Source organism: Nocardiopsis sp. L17-MgMaSL7 (assembly GCF_003182025.1).
In the GTDB taxonomy this organism is placed as follows: Bacteria; Actinomycetota; Actinomycetes; order Streptosporangiales; family Streptosporangiaceae; genus Nocardiopsis; species Nocardiopsis prasina.
The window spans coordinates 161,983-178,800 of the sequence record NZ_QGTF01000005.1 but is presented as its reverse complement, the minus strand read 5'-3'; the positions used below and the strand labels follow the sequence as shown (position 1 = coordinate 178,800).

Here is a 16,818-nt window from a genome sequence, read left to right as displayed (position 1 = left end):
GGTTCCCGTGACCGACGACGATGACGCGACCCTGGTGCGGGAGTACCTGTACGACGTGCACTACCGGTGGCAGGCGATCCACGCGGAGGGGCAGGGCGGGCTCGACGACCCCGCCCGCCCCCCGCTGTTCACCCTCCCCGCCGAGCCACGGCGCAGGTTCCCGCTTCCCACTGGGCCGCGGCACCGGATCGGTCCGCTCGGGGCCGCGCTCCGGGACGAGCACACGCGTCCCGGAGCCGGCCCCGGCGGGTCCGGCCCCGACCACGGTTCGGACCTGGAACGACTGGGCGAGCTGCTGTTCTACGGCTACGGCTTCTCCCGCATGGACATCGGCCCGCAGGTGGAGTGGCCGTGGCACCGCACGGTGGCCTCGGCGCGCTGCTTCTACCCGGTCGAGCTGTCGGTGTGGTCGGACGCCGCGCCGGGCGGCGTCCACCGCTACGACCCGGCTCACCACGAACTCTCCGAGCTGCGCGACGACGTCGGCCTGTCCGACCTGGCCGCCGCCGCAGCCGCGGAACTCGACGGCGCCCGGACCGTGCTGGTCGTCACGGCCCGCCTGGGCAAGACCGCCTTCCGGTACCGGAACTACGCCTACCGGCTGGTCACCCAGGAGGCGGGGCTCGTCCTCGGCAACCTCCAGGTGGTGGCCTCGGCCCTGGGCCTGGGCGGGCACGCGCGGCTCCGGTTCCTCGACGAGGCCGTCGCCCGGCTGCTCGCGCTGCCGGACGACGACTCGGAGTCGGTCCTGGCGCTCCTGCCCCTGTGGGACGGCGCGCAGGCTCCGACCGCACCCGGTCACCGCACGGCCGCTCCGGTGCCGCCGAGACGGACCGTGGTCCCGGTGGCGGGCGGCAACGGCATCGAACCGGCGCTCAGCTACCGGACCCTCGCCGTGGAACGGGCCTCGCGACTGCACGACCCGGCGGAGCTGGAGCCGGTGAAGGCGCCCGTCAGCACCCCGCTGGTCGGAGCGGAAGCCGCAGTGCCGGGGGCGGACCCCGACCTGCCGCTGGCACCGCTGCGGCGGGTGAGCGGCACGGACACGGGGGCGGCGGTGGTCCGCCGCGACTCCGGGCCGGACGTGTTCCTGCCCGCCGCGAAGCCGGTGCCCTTGGGGGTCGTGGCCGACCTCCTGCTCGACGCGGTCCGACCGACCGCCGACGACCTCTGGCACGAGACGGCCCCGCCCGAGGTGGGGGTGCACGTGATCGCCGGTGCGGTCACCGACCTGCCGCAGGGCCACTACCGGCTCGTGGACGGCGCGCTGCGCACCGTGAGCCACGGAGACCTGCGTCCCCCCTTCCAGGCCATGGACGTGTGGCGGACGGAGATCAACGCGCGGACCGCGCCGCTGATGGTGGCCGTCACCGCCGACACCGAGCGCCTGCTCGAACACCACCCGAGGCGTGCCTTCCGCGCGACCCAGCTGCTCACCGGAGTGGTGGCGCAGCGGGTCTCCCTGGCCGCGGCCGCGCATGGTCTGTCCGCTCGGGTGACCAACAGCTACGACGCCGACGAGTGCGCCCGCCTGCTGGGCCTCGACGGCGAACGGGAGATTCCGGTGTTTCTTCTGGTCTTGGGCGAGCCCAACGCGCCCTGGCACCTGGGGACGAGGGTGCGGCCTTGATCGTTGCACGCGTAGCGGGGCTGCCCAGCGCCAGCGCGCGGGTCGGTGAACTGCCCGACACCGCCCGCCGCCTCGGTGAACTCGACGCCCTCCGGGGCGACCTGACCCGCAGGGGCGAGGAGCTGGCGGACCTGATCCACGCGGCGGTGGGCGGCTGCGAGGACCGCGCCGTACGCCGCGCGCTGCTGGCCTGCCGCCGGGCCGTCCACAACGGCCGGGCGCCCAAGGCGTTGTCGGAGGCGGCGACGGCCCGGTTGTCCGGACCGGCGCGCGAACTCCACGCGCGGTTGGTCTTCGACCACGAGGCGCTGGACCGGGGCTGGGAGGAGGCCCGCGAGGCCTACCGCGCCGAGACGTCGGCGGCCGAACAGCGGCTGGCCGACCTCGTCCGGGACGAAAACTTCCGCCGCGCCCTGGCGATGGCCAGCGACGCCCTGTACCCCGACGTCGAGGCCTGGCTCTCCGGCCCGGCGAGTGCCCCCGAACACCTCAACACCCGCCGACGGGTGGTCAACTACGTCCTGCGGACCGCGCTGAAGACCAGCCCCTTCTCCACCCTGACCACCGCCGGACCGCTGCCCGACGGCGACGGTGCCGGACCGGAGGGCGGGGCCGCGGAGACCGTCCAGGTCCAGGAGCCGGACCGGCTCTCCCGGCACCTGGAACTCAACGCCGAGGTCGAGTTCCAGCTGGAGCGGCTGCTGGTCACCGGGCGCGGGCCGCTGTTCCTGCGGACCAATCCGACCCTGACCGTCCTGGGCGAGCGCGCCATGGTCGTGCACGCTGACGGGCGCTGCGTGGGTGTGCCCGCCCGCCCATGGCTGCTCGCGCTCGCCCGGCGGGCCGAGGACGGCGCCTCCCCGGCCGACCTCGCCGGGTTCCTCACCTCCGAGTTCGGCGCGGCCGCAGCCGAGGCCGAGTCGATGCTCGGCCAACTGGTCAAGGCCGGTCTCCTCCAGAGCGACCTCGGCGTGCCCGACCAGGCCCGGGACCGTCTGACCGACGTGGCCGACCGCCTCGGCCTGCCGGAGGCCTCCCCGGTGAGACGGGTCGGCGAAGCCGCGGGCGAGGTCGAGGCCGCCGACACACCGGCTGACCGGTGGCTCTCCCTGGGACGTCTGCGCTCGACAGTCGGCGAGGCGCTGACCGAGGCCGGGGGCGACCCCTCCCTGATCCCGGGCAAGTACCTCTGTTACGAGGACGTGCTGCCCGGCTGGACCACCGCGCCCCGCACCCCGGACTGGTCGGCGTTCGACCGCGACCTGCACCGCGTCCGGCGCCTGGTGTCGGTGTTCGACGGGGCCCTGCCCGGCCGCCTGGCCATCGCGGAGCTGCTCGGACGCCGCTTCGGGACCACCGCCCGTGTGGGCCTGATGGAGGCCTGGCTGGCCTGGAACGAGGCCGCTCCGGCGAACGCCTCGGAGGGTGCCCCCGACACGGTCGTCCTCCACGCGCTGCGCGACAACCCCTTCCACCTGACCGACACCGGGGTGCCACGCGTCGAGGAGCTGCGCCGGTTCCAGACCGGGCTGCTCGGACTCCTCTCCCCGCCGGACGGCACTGATCCCGCCTTCGACGCGGACACCGGCGCCCTGGACCGGCTGCTGGACGCCGGTCCCGACTGGCTGCCCCAGGACCACCCCACCACCCTGTTCCTCCAGCCCCTGGCGGACGGGTCCCTCGCGTTCAACGCGTCCGCTCCCGGCCACGAGACCGCGGGCTCCCGGGTGCGCCGCTGGTCCGAGCCGCCCGTCCCGTACGAGGACCGGGGCGGGGACGGGCCACTCCTGGTCGAGGTGGCGGGCCTGTTCCGCAGCTCCCTCAACCGGGTGGCGCCCCACGCCTCCCACGAGTTGGTCTGGCCCGGGTGCGTCCCCTCCCGGCCTCCGGAACGGCGGGTCCGCCCGGCGGACCTGGAGATCCGGCTGGACCCGGCCGGTGTCCCGACGCTGTGGTGGCGTCCTGCCGACCGCCCGGTGGAGCTCGTCCACCGGGGGACCATGGGCCGGTTCTGGTTCCCACCCGTGTTGCGCTTCCTCCTCGACCTGACCACCCCCATGTCCGAGGCGTGGGCGCTGGTGGGGCGGGCCCGCGCGCTGTACGTCAACCCGAAACCGTCCGAGGTGTCGGTCCTGCCGCGCCTGCGGGTCGGCGGGGTCCTCATGGAACGCCGGAGCTGGATCGTGCCCCGCGCGGAGCTGGACCTGGGCGAGGGGGACGACTTCGAGCGGTTCACCCGTGTGCGCCGCCGGGTCCGGGACCTGGGGCTGCCCGACGTCGTCTTCGCGCGGGCCGCCGACGTCGTCGACACCACCGAACGGGTCATGGAGAAGGCCAAGGACCGCAAGCCGCGCCCGCTGGACCTGTGCTCCTGGTGGGGGGTCGAGGAGCTGGCCCGGCTGTCCAAGGGGCGGGACCTGCTGCTGTTCCAGGAGGCCGCGCCGGACGTGTTCGGCTCCGGCCGGGTCGTGGAGTACGCCGTCGAACTACCGGGGGAGCGCCGATGAGCTGGATCACGGCCCACTGCTACTACCACCAGGACCCGGCGGTGGTGATCACCTCCGTCGTCGCGCCGACCGTGCGGGCGCTGGGGGACAGGGCGCCGCACTGGTTCTACGTCCGCTACTGGACCGGCGGACCGCACGTCAGGTTCCGCCTGTGGGTGCCGGGCCCCGACGACCGCGAGACCGCGCGCGAGGAGGTCCGGAGCCGGTTCGAGGACCTGGTCCGACAGCGGCCCTCACGCGTCGAGGCGGATCCGGCCGACTTCCAGCGGCTCGCCGACCTGATCGGCAACCCCGGCGACGAGGCCGGGGCCGACATCCTCCCGGACAACACCCTCACCTGGGAGTCGTACCGGCCCGAGACGGAGCTGTACGGCGGCCCCGCCGCCATGGAGCACGTCGAGGAGTTCTTCACCGCGTCCAGCCGCGACGCCCTGGCGTACGTCGGCACCCCCACCGACCCGGTGGCCCGCGCCGTGTGGTGCATGGCCAGCGGGCTGGCGACGGTCGGCGACGCGGACTGGGTCAACCGGTTCGTGGACCACATGGTCGGCCGTTGGATCGGTGAGCAGATCGGTGCCCAGTGGCAGCGGGTCGTCGACCAGTCCTGGCAGCGGTCCGGGGACCGCGTCCGCCATCTCGTCCGGCACGCCCTGACCGCCTCGCCCGGTGGCGGCGAGGGGGAGTGGCTCGGGGCCTGCCAGCGGCTCCAGGAGGGACTGGCCGACGTGGAGGCGCGGGGCCTGCTGGAGTCGGCCGAGGGCACCGCGCCCGACGGGCTCGCCCACCTGGACCGGGGGATGGCGACCCTGTCCGCGCTGCACATGCACAACAACCGTCTCGGGGTCCACATGGAACGGGAAGCACTGGTGATGGAACTGCTCAGGCTGGCCCTGGCCGACACCGTGTCGGTGGGGTCGTGACGGCCGCCAGGCGGCTCCGGGTCGCCTACCACGACGCCGACCCCGCGCCCCTGCTGAGGGCCGGGGTACGCCCCCTGCTCGCCGAACTGGCGGCCGAGGGCCTGCCCGCGTACTGGGCGCGGCACTGGCGCCGGGGTCCGCACCTGCGGATCGTCGTGGACGCCGACGACGCCGCCTGGGAGGGGATCGTACGCCCCGCGGCACGACGCCACCTGGAGGCGGCCCTGGCCGCCCACCCCTCCACCACGGTGATCGACCCGGCAACCCTCCGTGAGACCTACCGGCTGCTCGCCGAGCGCGAACGGGAGTACGGGCCGCTGGAGCCGCAGCAGCCCGACAACACGGTCGAGGAGGAGCCGCACGACCCCCGGCTGCACGTGCTCGGCACCCACGACGCCGTCGCGCTGTTCGAGGGGTTCCACCAGCGCACCAGTGACGCGGCGCTCACCATGGCCGTGGGCGAGGGCCCCTCGCTCAGCACCCACGTCGTCGACCTCATGCTGATCATGGCCCAGGAGGTGGGCGGCTACCTCGAACGCGGATTCGTCTCCTACCGCTCCCACGCCGAGGCGCACATCATGGGCAGCCCCGACCCCCGGGCCGTCCGCGCTCTGTTCGACGAACGCTCCGCCAGGCTGCGCGACCCCCTCGTCCAGAGGGTGCGGGCGCACGCCGAAGGGGCCACCGCCCACCTGGACGAACTCACCGTCTCCGTGGGCCGCGAACTCGTGCGGGCCGCCGACGACGCCCGGCCCCTGCTCGCCGACGGCCGACTCGACCTCGACGGTCCGATCGCGAACGGCGGGGGAGCCGAGGGCGGCGACGCCACGGAGGAACAGACCCGCCACAGCGACTTCCACCGGACCCTGCGCGGTTCCGGCGACTTCGAGCGGACCCTGCGCGAGGCCCCCTGGTTCCTCCGCTACCGGGTGGCGCTCAACCTCCTGTACCTGCACCTGGCGCGCATCGGCGTCCGCCCGGTGGACCGTTTCCTGTACTGCCACGTCGTCGCCGACGCGGTGGAGCAGGCCTGTGGGGTCGACGCCGTGGCGATGGTGGCCTCGGGCGCGACCGAACTCGTAGAAGGGCACTCATGAGCACGGCCGAGCGCACGACCGCGACCGACGCCGACCGGGACACCGTCCTGGCGTACCTGGCCGACCGCGAACTGCCCCAGGTGTCGGGGGCGTACCAGCTGTACCCGACGAGGGCCGGGCGGCCCGGGGTGGCCGAGCACGCCCTGCCCCGCCCCGGTCACGGCCCCGACGGGCCCGTCGACCGCATCTCCCGCATGCTGGCCACCGGCAACGGACTCGCCCGGCACCGGTTCCTGACCGTCTCGGGAGCACGGGCGTTCCTGCCCACCGGCGCCCCCGGATGGGGGTTCGACGAGCAGCACGTGATGACCACCCTGCTGCGCCTGGTCGCCAGCGGCGGCGCGGCCTACCCGGTGGACCTCTGGCTGCTCTCGGGCGGGGAGTCCGGACTGCCGGTCGGCGCGCACCGCTACAACCCGGTGCACCACGGGCTGACCCAGGTCACCACCGAGGACCCCCGGCCGCGTCTGGCGCGGGCCCTGGGCGGTGCGGTCTCCGACCTCACCATCGTGCTGACGACCCGGCTGGAGCGCACCACGGGCCGGTACGGCAAGTTCGCTCACCGGCTGCACCTGCTGGACACCGGCCACACGCTGGCGCAGCTGCTGATCGCGGGGCGCAGTCTGGACTGGGAGTGCACACCCCGGCTGGCGTTCGTCGACGACGAGATCGAGCACATCCTGGACCTGGGCGACGAGACCGAGATCGCCTTCGCGGTGGTCACGGTCGGCCCGACCAGCACGGTGACGCCCGCCAGCGACCCGGCGCCCGTCCGGATCCCGCCGGTCCCGGACCGCTACCCGCAGGACGTCCTGCGCGCGGCCCGCCGCTCCGAGCCCGGGCCGGAGCTGGAGTTCGGCGAGATCACCATGCCCCGCGACCCGGACCGCGCGATGCAGCGCCGCCGCAGCCCGGTCGGCGGGTTCGTGGCTCCGCCGCCCTCCGCAGAGGACCTGGCGCCCGTGGCCGAGGCGGTCGACTCCGTGCTGGGCCCGCTGGGCGGGCACGGCAGGCTGGTCCCGCCCAAGGACCCGAGGGTGGCCACCCGGATCGGGGCCCCGGGACACCGGCTCAACCTGTCGCTGGCGGGCGTGGTCGTTCCGGTCCTGGAACTGCCCGAACTGGTGCGGAAGCACGGCCCCGGCGCCTTCCGGGTGGGGGCCGTGGCGGTCGGCGTCTCACTCCAGGCGGCGGCCCTGGTCGCGGCCGACCGCGGTTTCGGGACCTTCCCGCTGTGCGCCTACGACGGCCCGGGGATCGAGGCCAACCTGGAGCTGCCCGAGGCGTCCACGATGTGCGTGGCGCCGATCGGTGTGGCCGCGCACGTCGGAGCCTCACTGGAGGTGCCGCTGTAGGCTTCCGAGAACGGCCCGGTCCCGGTGGTGGGGGATGCCGACGGGACCGGGCGCACGTGGGGCCGGTCCGGTCGAGAGGTTCTCGACCGGACCGGCCCTCGCACGTCGGAGTAGGGCGAAGGGGTTCGCGGACGCGTACCGGTCGAGGCTGCGCCGCCACCGACGAAGCGTCCGGAAAGAGACGCCCTAGACACCCTCGAAGAGGGAACGCACCTGCTCCCGGGTCCTGGGCCGCAGCGGCTCGGACCAGGCCCGCCACGTCTGCTCGGTCAGCTCCTCGGCGGTGGTGTCCAGGCCCAGCTCCTCGAACTCCGTGGGGAAACCCCAACGGCGCAGGAGGTCGGTCAGCGCGTCCGCGACCTCGGCCGGGGTCACGGACGTCCCCGTGAGACCCAGTGCGCGGCCACCGAGGTCGGCGAGCCGGTCGGCGTGCCCGGCCAGCTTGTCGCCGTCGACCACCATCCGCGCCCACCGGGTCAGCAGGACCCCGAGGGCCGGACCCTTGCGCAGTCCCTGCGCGGTGAGCGTGTTGGTCGGGTACCAGACCCAGAACGAGTGCAGGTGGCGGCCGATCTGGTGCAGCGTGAACGTACTGACGCTGGCGGCCAGCGCGATGGTGCCGCGCGCCTCCAGGTCGTCGCCGTCGGCCAGGGCCCGTTCGGCGGCCGGGATGACCGCCCTGATCTGACCGATCGCGACCTCGTCGGGCAGGGCCGTGGTCGGCGGGTCCGACACCATGGGGACCAGGAGGCGGGCGACCGTTTCGAGCGCGCCCTCGGCGGTCAGCGCGGGCGGCAGGGACGTGTGCAGCATCGGGTCGATCACCGCGACCCTGGGGAACAGGGACCAGTGGACCAGGAAGCGGCGGTCCGTGCCGTCGGCCAGGCTCGCCTTGGCGTTCACCTCGCTGCCGGTCGCCGCCGTGGTCGGTACCGCCACCACGGGCAGGCCGCCCCGCGTGACGGGCTCGGGCATGACGAACCCGCCGCCGGGCTTCCAGCCGGTGAGGAGACCGGGCAGCGCCACCGCCGCGGCGGCCGCCTTGGCCAGGTCCATCACCGTTCCGCCGCCGATCGCGCAGACGGAGCGCACACCCTCCGCGCGCAGGCGGTTGGCCAGGTCCTCGGCCTCCTGCCGGGTGGGCGTGGAGGCGGCGCGGCGGACGATCACCTCGGGGGCGAGCCGTTCCAGCAGCTGGGCGACGCCGGGGACGGCCGTCGCCGCGTGGTCGTCGACCACGACCGCGACCGGTCGGCCGGTCCGTTCGATCTCCAGCGGCACGTCGCGCAGACGGCCGGCGCCGAAGTCGACCCTGGTGGGTACCCACCAGTGGGGGTTGATGGTGGAGCCCGCTTCGGTCATCGTGACCTCACCGCCTTCAACGCGCCGGCCAGCCGGGCCGCGATCTCGTCCACTTCGGCGTCGGTGACGACGAGCGGGGGGAACAGGAGCAGGCAACGGCGGCTCAGGTGCACCAGGAGCCCGTTGCGCTGGCACAGGTGGCTGATCATCGCCATGTCCATGGGGGACAGGGGCTCGCGGCTCACCGGGTCCCGGACCAGTTCGACGGCCAGGGCCAGGCCCTCGCCGCGCACCTCACCGACGATGTCCAGTTCGAGGAGCGCGTCCAGGTGCTGCCGCAACCGGGCCCCGGCCTTCGCGGAGCGCTCCACCAGGTTCTCGTCCTCCATGACGTCGAGCGTGGCGAGGGCGGCGGCGCAGGCGGCGGGGTTGCCGGACTGGGTCTCCCCGTGGGTGAGATAGGTCCCCGAGGCCTCGTAGGCCTCGTACACCTCGGCGGGGAAGAGCGTGGCGGCCAGTGGGAGGTACCCGCTGTTGATGCCCTTGGACAGGGTGACCACGTCGGGTCGGACGCCGGTGTGCTCGCTCGCGAACATCCTCCCGGTGCGTCCGAACCCCGTGGCCACCTCGTCGACGATCAGGTGGGCGCCCATGCGCCTGGTGGCTGCGGCGACCTCCTCAAGGAAGCCGTCCGGCGGCATGAGCACACCGCCCGAGCACAGGATGGGTTCGACGATGACCGCCGCCACCTGGTCTCCCTCGGTTCGCTCCAGTTCGGCCAGGGCCTCGCGGCAGGTCCGCTCGTCGGGGCCCAGCCCGCGTTCGGCGGCGAAGGGGTCCGGGTAGGGGAGCAGCCGGTTCCACCGGCGGTCCACCCCGTACTCCTCCTGGTCGAGGTCCTCTCCGGTCAGGGCCATGGCGCCGATTCCCGTGCCGTGCCAGGAGTGGGCGTCGAACGAGACCACCAGGCGGCGCTCGGGCTGCCCCACCAGGCTGCGGTACCGGCGCAGCACCTTGACGGCCGTCTCGTTGGCGGAGGACCCGGAGGAGGAGAAGTAGACGCGTTCGAAGTCGCCGGGCGCGATCTCCAGCAGCCGGGCGGCGAGGTCCCGGGCCGTGTCGTGGCCGTAGCGGAACAGCGTGCCGTAGGAGAACCGGCGCAGCTGCTCGGTGACGGCGTCGACGATCCTCGGGTGGTTCCAACCGCAGGTCACGTTCCACAGGCCTGACGTGGCGGACAGGTAGCTGTTCCCCGCCTCGTCCCGGACCCGGACCCCCTCACCCTCCACGAGGGTGGTCCCGCCTCGCTCGAACATGGACATCGAGGTCATCGGAAGCCACAGGGGCGAGGCTCCCGAAGATCCCGGTGGAGCGGGGGGTCGCCCGTCAGAGTTCATCTCGCTCTTTCTTGGCAGGCTTCAGTCGACGCTGGACCCAGCATGCGGTAAGTCACTTACACCTCGATTACTGTCCAGTTGCGCCGAACAGGTCTTTCGACCTACTTTCATCACGTGCTGAAGGTGACCGCCGGCAATGATTTGCCACGTAAAGTAGTGATAAAGCTGGCCCGTTCCGGACGCACGGAGATGGGTAGAGCACTTCCCGAACAGGAGGCGACGTGATTGAGTTCGGGATTCTGGGTCCACTGGTCATTTATCGGGACGGAGTTCCGGTTGTGCTCAGGGCCCCCATGTTGCGCCGTCTGTTGGCCGTACTGCTGAGTCAGGGCGGGCACCGGCTCTCGCTGGACGAACTGGCGGAAGCTCTCTGGGAAGGGGCGCCTCCGGACGGGGCCCGGAGCACCCTACAGGTGTACGTTCACCGGCTGAGGAAGGTGCTGGACGACAGCGGCCGTCTGGTTAGGGACGGTCCGGGTTACCGCATGGTTTTGTGTAGCGCGGAGGTTGACGCGAAGAGGTTCGAGACGACCGTCGCCCTCGCCCGCAGGGCGCGCGGTCGCAGTGATCTCCAGCAGGCCTCCGAAATGTACTGCCACGCGATGGCGCTGTGGAGGGGAAGACCCTATTCGGATATTCCCAACAGCGGAGTGGTGGCGAACGAGATTCGGCGTCTGGAGGAACTCAGGCTGTTGACCAACCAGGAACGGATCGAGATCGATCTGGACCGGGGACACCACGCCCGTCTGGTCCCCGAGCTGACCGAGCTCACCACCGCCCACCCGTACCGGGAGAGGCTGCTCGCCCTGTTGATGCTCGCGCTGTACAGATCGGGCCGACAGGCCGAGGCACTGGGGATCTACCGGGGAACCCGCCTCCGGCTCGCCCAGGAGCTCGGAGTGGAACCCACCATGCCCCTGCGACGACTCCACGAGGCGATCCTGCGGGCCGACGGCCAGCTCCTGCGCATCACCGCCGACGAGCTGGACACGCAGTGGGAACCGAGCGCCGCCTAGGCGGGTCCCTTCGGAGGGGTGTCCCGGACCACCTCCGATTACGGACCTGACCGGCCACACACCATGACGCGACGGGGCACGGGTCCGACTCCGCGACGGACTCCGTGGCCCGGTCGCGGTCGAGCTCGGGCCCGGGAACGCGAACCCGTGCGGCCCGAGGCCCCCAAGGGGTACCGCCGCCCGGGCCTGGGTACGGTTCGACCATGGCCAGAACGTACAGTGACGCCCTGTTTGCCGACGGCCCGCTCCTCTTCGTCTCCGGACAGACCCCGGTGGCTCCCGACGGTGACGTCGCGGGAGACGCGGGCGGACAGACCCGGCAGATCTTCCGCAACATGGAGGCCGTCCTTGCCAGGCACGGAGCCGACCTGACGCACGTGGTGAAGCTGACCTACTACCTCCGGCACATCACCGACCTCGACGAGTTCCGCTCCGCGCTCCTGGACTCCCTGCCCGGAGAGCACCGGCCCGCGGCCACGCTGGTCGAGGTGAGCGGACTGGTGGACCCGCGCTTCCACGTGGAGATCGACGCCGTCGCCTGCCTGCCCCGGGAGCGCGCTTGACCGCCCCCGAACCCGCCGCCGTGCTCCTGGAGCGCTTCGCCGCGCACCTGTCCGGCGAACTGGGCCGGTCCCCGCACACCGTGCGCGGCTACCTCGCCGACCTCACCTCCCTCGTCGAGGACCTCGACGCGCGCGGCCGCACCCCGGCAGACCTCGACGTCCCCCTGGTCCGTGCCTGGCTCTCCCGTGCCCGCGCGGCCGGGGCCAGCCGGTCCACCATCGCCAGACGGGTGGCGGCGGTCCGCGCCCTCACCCGCTACCTGCACCGCGAGGGGATCCTGGCCACCGACCCGGGCCCCCGTCTTTCCACCCCACGCCAACAGCGCGGCCTCCCCACGGTCCTGGACGAGGAGCAGGCCGCGACCGCCCTGGAGGGCCCCACCCCGACGACCCCGGTGGAACTGCGCCGCCACGCGGTGGTGGAACTGCTCTACGCCACGGGCATCCGGGTCGCCGAGCTCTGCGCCCTGGACATCACCGACCTCGACCGCTCCCGCGACACCGTCCGGGTCCTGGGCAAGGGCGACAAGGAGCGCACGGTTCCGGTGGGAGCCCCGGCCCTGGACGCCGTCGACGCCTGGACCGCCCGGGGCCGTCCGGAGTTCGCCTCAGGGGCGCCCGTCGGAGCCCTCTTCCTCGGGGCCCGGGGCGGACGCCTGGGTGTCCGCCAGGCCCGCGAGGACGTCCACGCCCACCTGCGCGCCGCCGGGGTGGACTCCGGTCCGCACGGACTGCGGCACAGCGCCGCCACCCACCTCCTCAACGGCGGAGCCGATCTGCGCAGCGTCCAGGAGTTCCTCGGCCACTCCAGCCCGCGCAGCACGCAGATCTACACCCACGTCTCCGTGGAGCGCCTGCGCTCCGCCTATCAGCAGGCCCACCCCCGCGCCTGACTCCGCCGGGCACCGACCCGGCGAAGGGGCACGGCCCTGTCTCCGTGGAGCGTCTGCGCTCCGCCTATCAGCAGGCGCATCCCCGCGCCTGGTCCTGCCGGGCACCGGTCCGGCGAAGGGGTGCGGCCCCTCTCCCGCAGCAGCCACCCCCAGCGCCCGAGCGGACGGGGACCCACCTCTGCCCGCCGCGGCCCCTGCCCGCGGCGGCCCGGACGGGGGCCGGGTCCGCGCCTCGTGACGGTCTCCGGGCACGCGGTGCCGGTGGCCGGTCCGGGACGGCCGGGACCGGCGGGCACTCGTCCCCCGGACCGGGACGTCGGCCCGGCCGCTCGTCGTGTCCGACCCGATCGGCGCCGTGCTGTACAGGGGGAGGAGGCGCACCTCCCCGCGCCCCAGGAGGCTCAGCGGGTCCAGGTAGGCGGAGCCACGGATCAGGCCCCAGTGGAGGCAGTGGCGGTCGGGGCAGTGCCGGGGCTCGGTGGACAGGGTTCCCAGGGGCCGGTCGCCCACCGGGTCGCCCCGGGCGACGGAGGCGTCCACCGGTTGGTAGGTGGTGCGCAGGTCCCCGTGGGAGACGCTCACCACTCCCACGCCCGCGATCCGACCGGCGAAGTGGACCCGCCCCGGACCCGCCGGGTGGATCGACTCCCCAGGCTCGGCGGCCAGGTCCACGCCCCGGTGGCCGGGCAGCCAGGGTTGTTCGGGCGGGTCGAACCCCCGCAGGACCTCGGCCGGGGGGTCCACCGGCCAACGCCACGAGGACACGGCGAAGGTCGTGGGAGCCGTGGTGCGGTGCGAGAGGACCGGAAGGAACAGGAGCGAGAGCGACAGCAGGAGGTGCCAGACACGGCGAGGGCTCATGCCTCCAGCGTGCGCCACGGGGCCGGACTCCGCCACCGCCGATCCGGATCTGTGGACAACCCGTTCCGAGACCCGTCCGCACTCCCCAACGGCCTCCCCGGAACCGCCCGTGGCGGAGCTCCGCTCACCCACTGATCTGCCTGGGCACGGAGCTGTTCCGGGGTGTGTCCCACGGAGGATAGAATCATCCGTGGTCCGCTGGACCAACCAACAATACGCACGCCCACACGCCTCCTCAGGGAGGGGTCGCACCCACGGTCCACACCGTTTCGGCGGGGTGGCGGTACGGCCGGGGCGTCAGGATCAACCGACGGCGGAGCACTCCTCCGCCACCGCAAGGAGGACCAGGTCATGGCCACAGTCGTGACGATTCGCCAGCTCCTGGAGAGCGGCGTCCACTTCGGGCACCAGACCCGTCGCTGGAACCCCAAGATGAAGCGCTTCATCTTCACTGAGCGCAACGGCATCTACATCATCGACCTCCAGAAGTCGCTGGCGTACATCGACCGCGCCTACGAGTTCGTCAAGCAGACGGTCGCCCACGGTGGCACCATCCTGTTCGTCGGCACGAAGAAGCAGGCGCAGGAGGCCATCGACGAGCAGGCTCGCCGCGTCGGCATGCCGTTCGTCAACCAGCGCTGGCTGGGCGGCATGCTCACCAACTTCTCCACCGTGCACAAGCGGCTCCAGCGCCTCAAGGAGCTGGAGGAGATCGACTTCGACGACGTCGCCGGCTCCGCCCTCACCAAGAAGGAGCTGCTCAACCTTCGCCGTGAGAAGGACAAGCTGGAGCGCACCCTCGGTGGTATCCGCGACATGTCCCGCGTGCCCAGCGCCGTGTGGATCGTGGACACCAAGAAGGAGCACATCGCGATCAGCGAGGCTCGCAAGCTGAACATCCCGGTCGTCGCCATCCTCGACACCAACTGCGACCCGGACGAGGTCGACTACCCGATCCCGGGTAACGACGACGCCATCCGCAGCGTCAGTCTCCTCACCCGCGTCGTCGCCGACGCCGTCGCCGACGGTCTCCTGGTCCGCTCCGGTGCCTCCGGCGCGACCGAGGAGAAGGCCGCCGAGGAGCCCCTGGCCGAGTGGGAGCGCGAGCTCCTCGAGGGCAAGAGCGAGACGGCTGCCGCCGAGGCCGCCGCCGAGCAGGCCCCCGCCGAGACCCCGACCGTCGCTCCGGCCGACGAGGTCGCCGCCGAGGCTCCGGCCGAGGCCACCTCCGAGGACTCCCCGGTGGACGCCCCCGAGCAGGCCCCCGCCGAGGCTCCGGTCGAGACCCCCGCCGAGGACAAGACCGCCGAGTAGTCAGCGGCCCCTTCCGGGGACACCGTTTCCCGCGCGCCGCCTCGCCCTTCCGGGCGGGGCGGCCCGCGCGGTGCTCACCCGGGTCGCTCCACTTCCAGATCAGACTTCACTCAAGGGAATCCGAGAACAGTCATGGCGAACTTCACCGCCGCGGACGTCAAGAAGCTGCGCGACGCGACCGGCGCCGGCATGATGGACTGCAAGAAGGCCCTGACCGAGGCCGACGGCGACTACGACAAGGCCGTCGAGGCCCTGCGCATCAAGGGCGCCAAGTCCGTCGACAAGCGCGCGGACCGCACCGCCGCCCAGGGCATGGTCGTCCTCAAGCAGGAGAGCGAGGGTAAGGCCACCCTCATCGAGCTCAACTGCGAGACCGACTTCGTCGCCAAGAACGCCGGCTTCATCGAGCTCGCCAACGAGGTCGCCGACTTCGTCGCCGCCCAGGACGGCGACGACATCGCCGCCATCGCCGCCGCCGAGATCGAGCCGGGCAAGAGCCTCCAGGCCTACATCGAGGGCAAGAGCGCGATCATCGGCGAGAAGCTCGAGTTCCGCCGCATCGCCAAGTTCGACGGCGCCTACGTCGCGAGCTACCTGCACAAGTCCGACCCGGACCTGCCCCCGAGCATGGGCGTCCTGGTCGAGCTGGACAAGCAGGACGAAGAGGTCGGCAAGGACCTCGCCCAGCAGATCGCCGCGCTGGCGCCGCAGTACGTCAGCAAGGACGAGGTCCCCGCCGAGGTCGTCGCCAACGAGCGCCGCATCGCCGAGGAGACCACCCGCGAGGAGGGCAAGCCCGAGCAGGCGATCCCGAAGATCGTGGAGGGCCGCCTCAACGGTTACTTCAAGGACGTGACGCTGCTAGGCCAGCCGTTCGTCAAGGAGAACAAGAAGACGGTCCAGAAGATCGTCGACGAGGCCGGAGTCACCGTCAAGCGTTTCGTGCGCTTCAAGGTCGGCCAGGCCTAGGGAGTTGTTCGGTGGATCGTTCCGAGAAGGCGTCCACCGCACACACCCTGGGGTTTTGACATGATGGAGGTGCCGGGGAGACTTCTCTCCCCGGCACCTTTTGGTGGATATGGGCGGATTTGGGGCGTCGTGAGCCCCCGCCGCCCGCAGCAGGAGCACTCGGGGGACCCTGTGCCACTCGGGGAGAACAAGGGAGGCCGCAGGCCGTGTCGGAGAACGAAGCGATGACCACCGAACCCGCCATGCACGATTCCGGTTGGAAACGTGTGATGCTCAAGCTGTCGGGGGAGGCTTTCGCGGGCGGTGGCGGTCTCGGCATCGAGCCCGAGGTCGTCCAGTACGTGGCGGAGTCCATCGCCGAAGCCGTCTCCGAGGGCATCCAGGTCGCCGTCGTCGTCGGCGGCGGCAACATGTTCCGCGGCGCGCAGCTCACCGAGGGCGGGATCGAGCGCGGTCGCGCCGACTACATGGGGATGCTCGGCACCGTCATCAACTGCCTCGCCCTCCAGGACTTCCTGGAGCGCCTGGGCGTGGACACCCGCGTACAGACCGCGATCCACATGAGCCAGGTCGCCGAGGCCTACATTCCGCGTCGCGCCATCCGCCACCTGGAGAAGGGCCGCGTGGTCATCTTCGGTGCCGGTCTCGGTGCGCCGTTCTTCTCCACCGACACCACCGCCGCTCAGCGCGCGCTGGAGATCGGTGCCCAGGCGGTCCTCAAGGGCACCCAGGTCGACGGGGTCTACGACTCCGACCCGCAGCGCAACCCGGACGCGGTCAAGTTCGACAAGCTCAACTACAACGAGGTCCTCACCCGCGGCCTCAAGGTCATGGACGCCACGGCCGTCAGCCTGTGCATGGACAACGGGCTGCCCATCGTCGTGTTCGACCTCATGAGCCAGGGCAACATCCTGCGCGCCGTCCGCGGTGAGAAGATCGGCACCATCGTCGGCCCCGTCTCCGCCTAGAGAGCGGACGGTCCGGCCGCGACCCC

Annotated in this window: 13 protein-coding genes and 1 pseudogene; 11 read left to right on the top strand and 3 right to left on the bottom strand. The window is 72.4% G+C overall.

Annotation, left to right across the window (positions count from 1 at the left end):
• Positions 1–7: 7 nt before the first annotated feature.
• Genes BDW27_RS10680 through BDW27_RS10660 form a run of 5 tightly spaced genes read left to right on the top strand, consistent with a single transcriptional unit; the run spans position 8 to position 7,509 of the window.
• Positions 8–1,630 (top strand): SagB family peptide dehydrogenase, encoded by a 1,623-nt coding sequence (locus tag BDW27_RS10680; protein WP_233515718.1) that lies wholly within the window; start codon positions 8–10, stop codon positions 1,628–1,630.
• A complete protein-coding gene (locus BDW27_RS10675; protein WP_110049194.1) occupies positions 1,627–4,137 on the top strand; it encodes a lantibiotic dehydratase in 2,511 nt (836 codons plus the stop codon). The genes BDW27_RS10680 and BDW27_RS10675 overlap by 4 nt, the downstream gene beginning before the upstream one ends.
• Positions 4,134–5,057 carry a thiopeptide-type bacteriocin biosynthesis protein gene (locus BDW27_RS10670; protein ID WP_110049193.1) on the top strand — a complete coding sequence of 308 codons (924 nt, stop codon included), beginning with the start codon at positions 4,134–4,136 and terminating at the stop codon, positions 5,055–5,057. Before BDW27_RS10675 ends, BDW27_RS10670 begins: the two co-directional genes overlap by 4 nt.
• Positions 5,054–6,154, top strand: a complete 1,101-nt coding sequence (locus BDW27_RS10665; protein WP_110049192.1) for a thiopeptide maturation pyridine synthase — start codon at positions 5,054–5,056, stop codon at positions 6,152–6,154. The genes BDW27_RS10670 and BDW27_RS10665 overlap by 4 nt, the downstream gene beginning before the upstream one ends.
• Positions 6,151–7,509 carry a SagB/ThcOx family dehydrogenase gene (locus BDW27_RS10660; protein ID WP_110049191.1) on the top strand — a complete coding sequence of 453 codons (1,359 nt, stop codon included), beginning with the start codon at positions 6,151–6,153 and terminating at the stop codon, positions 7,507–7,509. The genes BDW27_RS10665 and BDW27_RS10660 overlap by 4 nt, the downstream gene beginning before the upstream one ends.
• A gap of 186 nt (positions 7,510–7,695) precedes the next feature.
• Here BDW27_RS10660 and BDW27_RS10655 read toward each other — a convergent pair whose 3' ends face one another.
• Together BDW27_RS10655 and BDW27_RS10650 are read right to left on the bottom strand one after the other, a co-directional pair.
• A complete protein-coding gene (locus BDW27_RS10655) occupies positions 7,696–8,871 on the bottom strand; it encodes an iron-containing alcohol dehydrogenase (protein WP_017545986.1) in 1,176 nt (391 codons plus the stop codon).
• Positions 8,868–10,133: an aspartate aminotransferase family protein gene (locus tag BDW27_RS10650; RefSeq protein WP_233515717.1), complete on the bottom strand. Its 1,266-nt coding sequence runs from the start codon at positions 10,131–10,133 to the stop codon at positions 8,868–8,870. The genes BDW27_RS10655 and BDW27_RS10650 overlap by 4 nt, the downstream gene beginning before the upstream one ends.
• 368 nt (positions 10,134–10,501) lie before the next feature.
• Here BDW27_RS10650 and BDW27_RS10645 point away from each other — a divergent pair, with 368 nt between their 5' ends.
• The 3 genes from BDW27_RS10645 (at position 10,502) to BDW27_RS10635 (ending at position 12,680) form a co-directional block, all read left to right on the top strand.
• On the top strand, positions 10,502–11,224 hold the full coding sequence (locus tag BDW27_RS10645; RefSeq protein WP_026129502.1) for an AfsR/SARP family transcriptional regulator: 723 nt from the start codon (positions 10,502–10,504) through the stop codon (positions 11,222–11,224).
• 203 nt (positions 11,225–11,427) lie between these two features.
• The gene (locus BDW27_RS10640) at positions 11,428–11,787 is read left to right on the top strand and encodes a RidA family protein (RefSeq protein ID WP_110049190.1); all 360 of its coding nucleotides are present in this window, start codon (positions 11,428–11,430) and stop codon (positions 11,785–11,787) included.
• The gene (locus tag BDW27_RS10635) at positions 11,784–12,680 is read left to right on the top strand and encodes a tyrosine recombinase XerC (protein ID WP_110049189.1); all 897 of its coding nucleotides are present in this window, start codon (positions 11,784–11,786) and stop codon (positions 12,678–12,680) included. The genes BDW27_RS10640 and BDW27_RS10635 overlap by 4 nt, the downstream gene beginning before the upstream one ends.
• 465 nt (positions 12,681–13,145) lie before the next feature.
• On the opposite strand, the pseudogene BDW27_RS28145 reads toward BDW27_RS10635, so the two are convergent.
• Positions 13,146–13,541: pseudogene (locus BDW27_RS28145) on the bottom strand (peptidoglycan DD-metalloendopeptidase family protein); the annotation flags it as partial.
• Positions 13,542–13,892: 351 nt separating this feature from the next.
• Between BDW27_RS28145 and rpsB the strand changes: the two are divergent.
• From rpsB to pyrH, 3 genes are all read left to right on the top strand, one after another.
• Positions 13,893–14,855, top strand: coding sequence for a 30S ribosomal protein S2 (rpsB, locus tag BDW27_RS10625; protein WP_110049188.1), 963 nt, complete (start codon positions 13,893–13,895; stop codon positions 14,853–14,855).
• A gap of 132 nt (positions 14,856–14,987) precedes the next feature.
• On the top strand, positions 14,988–15,824 hold the full coding sequence (gene tsf, locus BDW27_RS10620) for a translation elongation factor Ts (protein WP_017545992.1): 837 nt from the start codon (positions 14,988–14,990) through the stop codon (positions 15,822–15,824).
• A gap of 224 nt (positions 15,825–16,048) precedes the next feature.
• Entirely contained in the window at positions 16,049–16,792 is a 744-nt protein-coding gene (gene pyrH / locus BDW27_RS10615; RefSeq protein ID WP_040694415.1) for a UMP kinase, read from the top strand.
• Positions 16,793–16,818: the final 26 nt, after the last annotated feature.